Annotated in this window: 8 protein-coding genes and 1 tRNA gene; 5 read left to right on the top strand and 4 right to left on the bottom strand. The window is 61.3% G+C overall.

Going from position 1 to position 9,199, the window contains the following annotated elements; genetic code table 11:
- From AB4Z11_RS13115 to AB4Z11_RS13105, 3 genes are all read right to left on the bottom strand, one after another.
- Positions 1 to 1,521, bottom strand: a 1,521-nt coding sequence (locus AB4Z11_RS13115; RefSeq protein WP_442025692.1) for a TonB-dependent receptor plug domain-containing protein, incomplete at its 3' end; no start/stop codon positions are given.
- 340 nt (positions 1,522 to 1,861) lie between these two features.
- Positions 1,862 to 3,484 carry a methyl-accepting chemotaxis protein gene (locus AB4Z11_RS13110; protein ID WP_442025691.1) on the bottom strand — a complete coding sequence of 541 codons (1,623 nt, stop codon included), beginning with the start codon at positions 3,482 to 3,484 and terminating at the stop codon, positions 1,862 to 1,864.
- A 97-nt stretch (positions 3,485 to 3,581) separates the two neighbouring features.
- Positions 3,582 to 4,829, bottom strand: coding sequence for a M28 family peptidase (locus tag AB4Z11_RS13105; RefSeq protein WP_442025690.1), 1,248 nt, complete (start codon positions 4,827 to 4,829; stop codon positions 3,582 to 3,584).
- A 157-nt stretch (positions 4,830 to 4,986) separates the two neighbouring features.
- On the opposite strand from AB4Z11_RS13105, the gene AB4Z11_RS13100 reads away from it, so the two are divergent.
- Positions 4,987 to 5,679, top strand: a complete 693-nt coding sequence (locus tag AB4Z11_RS13100) for a hypothetical protein (RefSeq protein WP_442025689.1) — start codon at positions 4,987 to 4,989, stop codon at positions 5,677 to 5,679.
- A 31-nt stretch (positions 5,680 to 5,710) separates the two neighbouring features.
- A tRNA-Gly gene (locus tag AB4Z11_RS13095) sits at positions 5,711 to 5,784 on the top strand.
- 12 nt (positions 5,785 to 5,796) lie between these two features.
- Here the strand turns inward: AB4Z11_RS13095 and pdxR are convergent.
- The gene (pdxR, locus tag AB4Z11_RS13090) at positions 5,797 to 7,209 is read right to left on the bottom strand and encodes a MocR-like pyridoxine biosynthesis transcription factor PdxR (protein ID WP_442025688.1); all 1,413 of its coding nucleotides are present in this window, start codon (positions 7,207 to 7,209) and stop codon (positions 5,797 to 5,799) included.
- A 99-nt stretch (positions 7,210 to 7,308) separates the two neighbouring features.
- Here pdxR and AB4Z11_RS13085 point away from each other — a divergent pair, with 99 nt between their 5' ends.
- The 3 genes from AB4Z11_RS13085 to AB4Z11_RS13075 form a co-directional block, all read left to right on the top strand.
- Complete coding sequence (locus tag AB4Z11_RS13085; protein WP_442025687.1) at positions 7,309 to 8,265, top strand: cupin domain-containing protein; 957 nt, start codon at positions 7,309 to 7,311, stop codon at positions 8,263 to 8,265.
- Positions 8,266 to 8,362: 97 nt separating this feature from the next.
- Entirely contained in the window at positions 8,363 to 8,902 is a 540-nt protein-coding gene (locus AB4Z11_RS13080) for a carboxymuconolactone decarboxylase family protein (RefSeq protein ID WP_442025686.1), read from the top strand.
- Between the two features lie 83 nt (positions 8,903 to 8,985).
- Positions 8,986 to 9,199, top strand: a 214-nt coding sequence (locus AB4Z11_RS13075) for a nitroreductase family protein (RefSeq protein WP_442025685.1), incomplete at its 3' end; no start/stop codon positions are given.

Here is a 9,199-nt window from a genome sequence, read left to right as displayed (position 1 = left end):
GCCGGTGTACTGAGCGGACTTCAGCTTGTCARCCAGAGCGCCGGTCTGCACGCCGCCTGGTRCCCATGGGTTCCAGTTGTTGGCCGGATCGTTGATGATCTTGGCGTAAGCAACTTGCGAGAAGTAGCCGCCTGGCACGTAGCCGTCGACCTTCGATTCGTTGTAGGTCAGGCCGATTTCGTAGTCCTGGTTCATCACGGTGCCCTTGGCGCCGACGACGATACGGGACTGCTTCGCCTTGTCTTCCGAGATACGGTTACCGTAGTCGAACACGCGGCTGGTGATGGCCAGCGGCTGGCCGATCAGGCTGGTGTAGCCCATCTTCTGCAGGTAAGGCACAGCGGTGTTCTGGTACGCCGGGTTGCTTGGGTACAGAATCAGGGCTGGGGTCACGCCTTGCTTGGCGAATTCAGCATCGGTTTCCAGGAAGGACGCGCGCACTGGGCTGCCCTGGAAGCTCTGGGTGATGGTGGACTCGGAGTACAGCACATCAGCGAACAACTGGTGGTTGTCGTTGATCTTGTAGGTGCCGTTGGCGGTGAAGTTGTTCAGTTCACGCTTCGGGGTCAGGCCCACGAAGGCAGCGGAATCGAACACGCAGGTCTGCGCGCCCTGGGCGGTCTTGCCCGGTGCTGCGATCATGTTGATGTCGCCGCACTTGCCTGCATCAGCCAGCGGGTTGCCGTACAGCGGGGAGCTGCCGGAGAACGGGCCGTTGAATTGTGCCGGGTTGGAGCCCGGTACGATCGCGCCTTCGATATTGCCCTGGCCGGTTGCGCCGGAGGTGAAGTATGGAGGACGGTTGCCGGTCGAAGCGAAGCCGCGTGCGCTGGCGAACAGTGCGCGCTCGCGCTCAGCGGATGCGGACAGCACCACGGAGTAGCGGTCTTCGTCCAGATCGCCGAAGCCGGCGGTCACGGAGTATTTCTGGTTCTGCGCGCCGCCGCCATGGGTCGGAACGCCGCCGCCTACCTGAGCTTCGATACCTTTGAAGCTCTTGTTCAGGATGAAGTTGACCACGCCGGCCACTGCGTCGGAACCGTACACGCCGGATGCGCCGTCTTTCAGCACTTCCACGCGCTCGATAGCGGCCAGCGGAATCACGTTGACGTTAACGGCTGCACCGCCGCCGCCTGCGAAGGCTGCCAGACGGCGGCCGTTCACCAGCACCAGGGTACGTTCAGCGCCCAGGCCGCGCAGCGAGATCGACGACAGGCCGTAGGTCGAGGAGCCAGCGCCGGTCGAGTTGCTGGTCGAGCCAGCGGTGGACAGGGCCGAGATGGTGCCCAGCAGTTCTTCAGTGCTGGTGGCGCCGGTACGGGCGATGTCGGCCTTGCTGAGGGTGGTCACTGGCAATGCGGTTTCGGAATCCACACGCTTCAGGGAAGAGCCGGTGATTTCTACGCGCTGGATCGGTGCTTCAGGAGCGGTGGTCTGCGCGATGGCAGCTTGCATACCGACGGCCAGGCCGCCGGCGCACATTACGCGAACGGAGCGCGCAATGAGTGTTTCTTTCATCATTTTTGTCCCAATTCCAAGTTTCGTTTTTACGAAGCGGACGAGCAGAAATTCTCGGCCGACCGTCATGGAAACATTGGTGTTGGGAACGTGTCAATACAGGTTTTTCCGCAATTTGCAAGAAAAACCAATGGTTAAGTTGTAATTAAGCCACGGATGCTTCAGGTGTGAACCATCAAATGTCGCTATCTTGCATTTAACTAGTTGCTATATTCGCCTAACCCGAAAATGCGTTTTAGGCAAATAATTATGTGTCATTTTGTATCAACCGTGACTTTTATACGACAAAGCCGTCAAAATCTTTCACCAGATTGCGTGTTGGCGCATCTGGTGACGCCGGGCTTCAGGCGTAGCGTGCAGCCAGCCGCGCCTGTGGGGCGGATTGCGGCATGGCTTTGGAACCCTTGCCTTGCGCGCCGCTTTGTGGCGGCAGCTTGAACACTTCCAGCGCCTTGGCGACCGCCTGGGCTTGCAGGTCCAGCACGCCGGTGGCGGCGGAGGCTTCCTCGACCATCTGGCTGTTCTGGCGGGTCACTTCGTCCAGCTGCACGATGGCGTCCTTCACCTGGTTGACGCCGTTGCTCTGCTCGCGCGTGGCGCCGCTGATGTCGCTCATGATGGACGCGACGCGTCCGATGGCGGCGGTCACCGCATCCATGTCGGCGCCGGYCGCCGTGGCCACGCTGGCGCCGCCTTCGATCTTGCCGGCGGCGGTATCGATCAGGGCCTTGATGTCCTTGGCGGCGGACGCGCTGCGCTGCGCCAGGTTGCGCACTTCGCTGGCGACCACCGCGAAACCACGGCCGCTTTCGCCGGCGCGGGCCGCTTCCACCGCGGCATTCAGGGCCAGGATATTAGTCTGGAACGCGATGCCATCGATCAGACCGATGATATCGACGATCTTGCGCGAAGATTCGCGGATTTCGTCCATCGCCGTCACCACCTGCGATACCGCAACGCCGGTGCGACCGGCCAGCGTGGTCGCTTCGTTCGCCACGCTGTTGGCGGTGTTGACGTTGTCGGCGGTCTGGCTCACGGTGCCGGTGATCTGACCCATGTGGGCCGAAGTCTGTTCCAGATTGGCCRCTTGCGCCTCGGTGCGGGCGGCCAGGTCGGCGTTGGCGGTGCGCACCTGGGTGGTGGTGCTGCGGGTCAGGGCGAAATTACCCTGGATATCGCCGAGGATGGATGCCAGATTCAGGTTCAGCTGGCGCACGAAGGCTTGCAGCTGGCCCAGTTCGTCGTGGCGGTCCACCGCCATGCGCGTGGTCAGGTCGCCGCCCGCCAGAATGCGGGTGGCCTTGATGCAGGCCTGGACCGGCGCCACGATGGCGCGGTGCAGGCTGTACCAGCCGTACAGCGCCAGTGCCGCCAGCAGCAAAGCCTGCAGATGCAGGGCAAATTCGGAGTAGGGCAGCACGGCGTGCAGCGCCATCGACAGCGCCAGCAGCGTCATGCTGCCGAAGCACAGGGCCATGCGCTGCGTCAGCGAGACATCGCGCAGCGCATTGGAATACTTCTGCCATCCGCGTGGCGCCGCTGCGCCGCGGTGGATGCGTACACCGTCAGCCCTGGCTTTCACGCTGCGGTACAACTGTTCCGCTTCCTGTACCTGCTTCGGCTTCGGTTTGGTGCAGACCGACATGAAGCCGGTGGTCCGGTCTTTTTCGATCACCGGGGTGACGTTCGCGATGCACCAGAAGAAGCCGCCGTCCTTGCCGCGATACTTGATCAGGCCGCGCCACGGTTCGCCCGACATGGTGGTGCGCAGCATGTCTTCATCGACTTCGGCCGGCATATCCGGGTGGTAGAGCGATTTTTGAGGACGTCCCTGAAGTTCCTCGCCGTCAAAGGCGCTGATGGCGATGAAGGTCGAGTTGGCGTAGGTCAGGCGGCCTTGCAGGTCGGTGGTGATGACGATGGGCTTGCCGTCTTCGAGCAGGGTTTCGTGTTCGGTGCTGCGCATTGGGATAAATAGTTTCAGTTTGGAACGATCGCCGATCATAACAAGGGCCACGCCGGAAGCGTGGCCTTTTTTACCAAACTGTTAATTGCGAGCTAATTTATTGTGGCTGTTTTGCAATCCTGACCCCAACTAGTTTCGCTACGCCTGCCAGGGTGGTCTGGGCGGCGTTCAGGCCGAGCAGGAAATCCTTGTCCGAATAGTTGGAATACAGGTCGGTCGGCTGATGCCAGTGCGGATTCCAGCCGGAGCCGATTTGCTGCCCGCGCTCGTTCTCGCGCAGCGAAATCGACGGCACCAGATCCATGAATGGCGTGGAGTCGGTATTGGTCATGTGGAAGCCGACCGCTGCCGGATAATTGGTCGCGTATTTGTCGTTCGCGGCGCGGAATTCCCAGGCCAGCCTGGCCGAGCCTTCCGCCTGTTTGGAGTTGGACTGGAACTCGATGTTCACGTCCGCTTCGGCGCGCTGTTCCTTCGGCAGAACATAGACTGGATGGCCCTTGTCATCCAGCACCGGTTTGCCCGCCGCATCCAGCTTCGCCACTGGCATGCCATGGTCGAACAGCATCATGTCGTGCTGGATCATGCCGAGCCAGCGCGGCTCGGGATATTTGCCTGAGCCTTTCGGCGATTCGATGCCTTGCAGGCCTTTGCGCTGCTCGACGTAAGCGGCGGCGCCGTTCAGGCCCGTTTCCTCGTTGTTCCACAAGGCGAAGCGGATCGAGCGGTCCGTTTCCACACCTGGCGCGCTGAAGATGCGCGCCAGTTCCATCACCAGCGCGGTGCCCGAACCGTCGTCGTTGGCCGCTTCACCGAAGCCGATGCCGTCCATGTGCGCGCTGACGATATACATTTCCTCGGGATGCGTTTTGCCGACCTTGGTGCAGTAGACGTTCTCGCGCTGCGATGTACCTTGCGGGGTCTGCTCCGCATTCAGCGCGCGCAGGCGCTCGTCCGGCTGGCGCATCGGGTCGGTGTTCACGCCGGTCGGGGCACGGTTGCCGAACAGCGTGCTGCCGCCCTGGCCGGGTGGACCGCCAGCGCCGCCGCCCGGCGCCACGGCAGGCTTGCCGCGCGCCGGCGGCTCGGTGAATTGATACTGCAAGCGCTCGACGTTCTCGCAACCATATGCCTTCAGCTGTGCCTCGATCCAGTTAAGTGCCTGACGATTGCGCTCCGTGCCCTGGCGGCGGTCGCCGAATTTGGTCAGGCTCTTGATGGTGGCTTTGTACTTCTCCAGATCCAGCTGGCCGACCAGCGTTGAAACGGGATCGGATGCTTGCTGTGCGGCGGCGTAGGGCGCCGCGAAGGCGAGGGAGATGCCGAGTGCTGCGATTGTTTTCATCGAGGTGTCCATAAAGTTGAGGAACCTGATCATTGTGCACCATTGCCAACACGAATCTTCAGATTTCCCCGTTCATACCACGCACGATTGAACACAGTGCAGCTTTGTGCCATCATCGGCGAGTTGTTGTTTTGATAACCAATAGGGAGCCCTGAAGATGAATAAGTACGCCTTGGTATTGCCCGTCTTACTGCTTGCCGCATGCGCCAAGAAAGCACAGGAGCCAGCGTCTGCACCGGCCCCGGCGCCCGCACCGGCCGTTGCCGCGCCGGCCCCAAGCCCTGCGCCTGCCAGCGCCGCCAATGGCCCGGTGCAAACGCCGCAAGTGGATACGGCGAACATGAGCGAGGAGCAGAAGGAGGTCGCCAAGCGCCAGGCAAAGCTCGATTATTCCAATATGGAAGACGGCTATATCAATGACGCCAACGGTCAATGGGCCACCATGGCGAAGGCGACGTCGGAATACGGCGGCAGCACGTATGAGCCGGCCAACGCAACCGGCAAGGTCGATGGCAAGTCGTTTGCGACCAAAGGCAGCGACGTCGGTTTCGACTCGCTGGAAGTCAGCTTCGACAAGCCGGTCAACGCCACCGAGCTGCGCGTCGCCGTCACCGATGGCTATGGCCTGGAGGGCATCACCAAACTGGAACTTCAGGACACGGATGGCAAATGGAATACTATCTGGAGCGGCATCAATACCGTGAAGCCGGACAAGCGCGGCGCCCGTACCTGGTATGTGCAGCCGATCGAAAAGACAGCCTACAAAGCCAAGGCGGCGCGCATCACCAAATCGAATAACATCACCACCGACCGCATGTATATTGACGCGGTGCAGCTGGTAGGCTCATGATTGTTGCGCGCTCAGGTAAAATGCGCGCAGTGCGGGTGTAGTTCAATGGTAGAACGGCAGCTTCCCAAGCTTCATACGAGGGTTCGATTCCCTTCACCCGCTCCAAGCTTACATTCATCAGCGATTGCGCTCGATGATCTCGAATAGCCGGCGGCACGCCGTGGCGACGTGCTGTTCGGGCGCTGTGGCCACGCCAAGCAAGAGTCCCTGCAAGGTCCAGGATGGCGTGGCAAACCAGGCTGACAAAGGCGACGGCGCCATGCCGACCGTCATTGCCTCGCGAACGACTTTGGTGTCCAGAACCCCGTCCGGGAGTCTGAGAAGGATTGCCAGGCCGGCCTTGATCCACTCCGCATCGTGCATTCGCAACTGCTCGCATAGCGCGTCACGCTGGGACAGATATAGCCGCTTAAGCCGGCGCACGCGCTGGATGTAGTAGCCCTCATGCATGAAGCGGGCGGTGGCCAGCTGCACTACAGGCGATGGCGCGGGTGCCAGCGTCGCCGCCACCTCGGAAAACGCGGTGACCAGTTCAGTTGGCGCCACCACAAATCCCAGCCGCAATCCGGGGCTGATGGTCTTGCTGAAAGAGCCGACGTAGATGACCCGTTTGCCCTCGTCCAGGGAGGCCAGGGCAGGCGCCGGCCTGCCTTCCAGCTGCAATTCGCTGAGGTAGTCATCCTCGACGACCCAGGCGCCGCTTGACGCCGCCCACTCAAGCAGATGAAGCCGCCGTCGCAAACACAAGGTCGAACCCAGCGGCGCCTGCTGGCTCGGCGTCACCACCGCTAACGCCGCGTCGGCGGCATGCTCGATGCCGTAGCCGACGTTGAGACCTTCGGCGTCCACCGGCACCGGAACGATATTCAAGCGAGCGAGCTCCAGGCCCTTCCTCGTAAAGCGGTAACCGGGTTCCTCCATCCAGACCTTCTTGCCCTCCAAACTCAGCACCCGCAGTAGCAGGCCTAAGCCCGAGCTGTAGCCCGAGGTGATAAACACCTGGTCGGGGAAACAGTGCAGGTTTCTGGAAATGGAGAGATAGCCTGCAATCTCACGCCGCAACTCCAGCTCACCTCTGGGGTCGGGATAGACGAAGGACGAAAAAGCGCCCGTCTTCAGGAGATTGGAAGATCGCGCGCGGGCGAACAGTTTTTCCGGCAAGCCTTTCTCCAGCGCCGGCAGTCCGAGCTGAAAGATCGCTGGCCCGGCGTGCATCTCCTGATAGGTCTTCATGAAGGAGCCGGGCTGCGGCGCTTCGGGTGGCGTCAGCACCACATGGGGACGCGGCGCGACGCGGGTGCCGCCAGCGCCAAACGTTTCGATCATCTGGTCGTCGGACAGCCGTTCATACGCGGTTTGAACTGTTCCTCGCGCCACGCCAAGGTGCGCGGCCAGATCCTGCCACGAAGGCAAGCGAGTGCCCGGTGCCACCAGGCCGGACTCAATTGCCCGGCTGATGCTCACACGGATTTGTTCGGATAAGGAGATCTTTGCTGTCCGGTCTAAATGAATTTGCAGGTCTGAATCCATAATCTTGGTACACACACTAGCGGGTAATCTTGGTTCTTTTATTCGTACCATCGATGGTAGAGAATTCCTGAACGATAGTACAAAAGGTCCCACGCTGTCATGTCTCAACTCGATTGGTTAAGCCATCTCCTGCAAACGATTACCGTCACCGGCAAGTTGGAAGCCCATTGCACTTACGGCGCGCCTTGGCGCGTGGACTGGGCGCAGTCCGGGGCGCACGAGATTCCCTATCACATTGTGCTCAAGGGACGCGCCATTCTTGAGGACCCGGCAAGCGGGACCATCAAGGAGCTGGTGAGTGGCGACATCGTGTTGCTGCCGCAAGGCGCGGCGCACGTGCTGCACGATGGCAGTGGCGCCGCGCCAGGCCCTACGCGCAATCAGTTCAGCCCTGCAGGATGGATGCTCAGCGAGAATGATGGCCAGGGCGAGCAGTTGGATATGCTGTGTGGACGATTTCTGATCGAGCCGCCCCATGACCGGCTGATCCGCGACTACCTTCCCGCGACGCTCATGGTCAGAACCGTGCAAGGCCGTGGCGACGAGCGCGCCGCGCCGGCCTCGAATCATCTCGCCAGTCTGGTGGGGTTTATGCGTATGGAGTCCGCGGGCGACAAGCCAGGTGGACACGCCATCCTCAATGCGCTGACCTCTGCCTTGTTCACCCTCGCATTGCGCGCGGCAAGCGAATCCGAGCAAGCTCCGGCAGGCTTGCTGGCGCTGGCCAGCCATCGGCGACTGGCCCCCGCCATCGTCGCCATGTTCGCCGATCCGGCGCGAGCCTGGACTCTGCCGGAACTGGCCGACTTGTGCAGCATGTCGCGCGCCACCTTCATGCGGCACTTTCAGGAGAAGCTGGGGCGCTCGGCCGTCGAACTGCTGACCGACATCCGAATGAGCCTGGCCACCAACGAGTTGAAGAAGCAGGGGATGACGACCGAGGCGGTGGCCGACCTGGTCGGATACCGCTCCGTCGCAGCCTTCCGCCGCGCGTTCACCGACAAGATGGGGATGACGCCGGGCCAATGCCGCCGTCTGGCGCAGGTAAGCGGTTGATCCTTTCCGGCATTTTCTTGAGCCGATACAGTCTCGAATTCAATGCGGTGCAAGCCTAAAGTGGAGGCTCCTGACTACCCATTGAAAGCCAAGCACCATGAGCCGTATCGCCATCCCTGCAATCGCCTCCGCCGTCGGCGTTACCGTTGATATCTACGACCAGGTCAGGAAGATTGCCGGCGGCCGGGTGCCGAACACTTACGCTGCATTGGGCCACCTTGCTCCTGAGTCTTTAGGCGCCGTGCTGGGCGCGCAGCGCACCCTATCGTTGGGAAGCCTCAGCCAGCAGGACCTGCAAACCGTCAAGTTGCTGGTCAGTGTGAAGGCCGGTTGCGATGTTTGTGTGGCGGCCCACAGTTATGTCGGCAAGATGGTAGGTTTGTCGGCCGATATCCTGCGCGCCATTCGTGCCGCACAGCCTACCGGTGACGCCAGGCGCGACGCCCTGGTGCGTTTCGTGTCCCAACTGCAGACTACAAGCGGCACGATCAGCCATGGCGAGTTCGATGCCATCCGTGCAGCCGGCTATTCCGCCACAGCGCTGGCGGAGATCTCAATCGCCATTGGACTCGCCACCATCACCAGTACCTTCAATCGCATTAACGATACCGAAGTTGATTTTCCGGCAGTGGACTAACCCGTCTTGCGGAGCAAGCCGGCTTCGCAGCAAGCAATCGCTTTCATGCACTTCAACCTACCCAACCAATCATAGGGATCACCATGACCAACGCAACTTCCAAGGCCAACGCTGTCATCGAATGTATCTTGAGCCGCAGCGCCGCCAAATATTACGACCGCACCGCGACGCTGAGCGACAGCCAGATCCGCGAGCTTGTGCAAATCGGTACCACGGCGCCGACGTCGTTCCATATGCAGAACTGGCGCTTCATCGCTGTACGCACGGCGGAAGCGAAGGCACGACTGAGTCCTATCG

The sequence above is a fragment of the Pseudoduganella sp. RAF53_2 genome, from assembly GCF_052113985.1.
GTDB lineage: Bacteria > Pseudomonadota > Gammaproteobacteria > Burkholderiales > Burkholderiaceae_D > Rugamonas.
The sequence above is the reverse complement of the archived record's forward strand: the minus strand, read 5'-3'. Positions and strand labels throughout refer to the sequence as shown.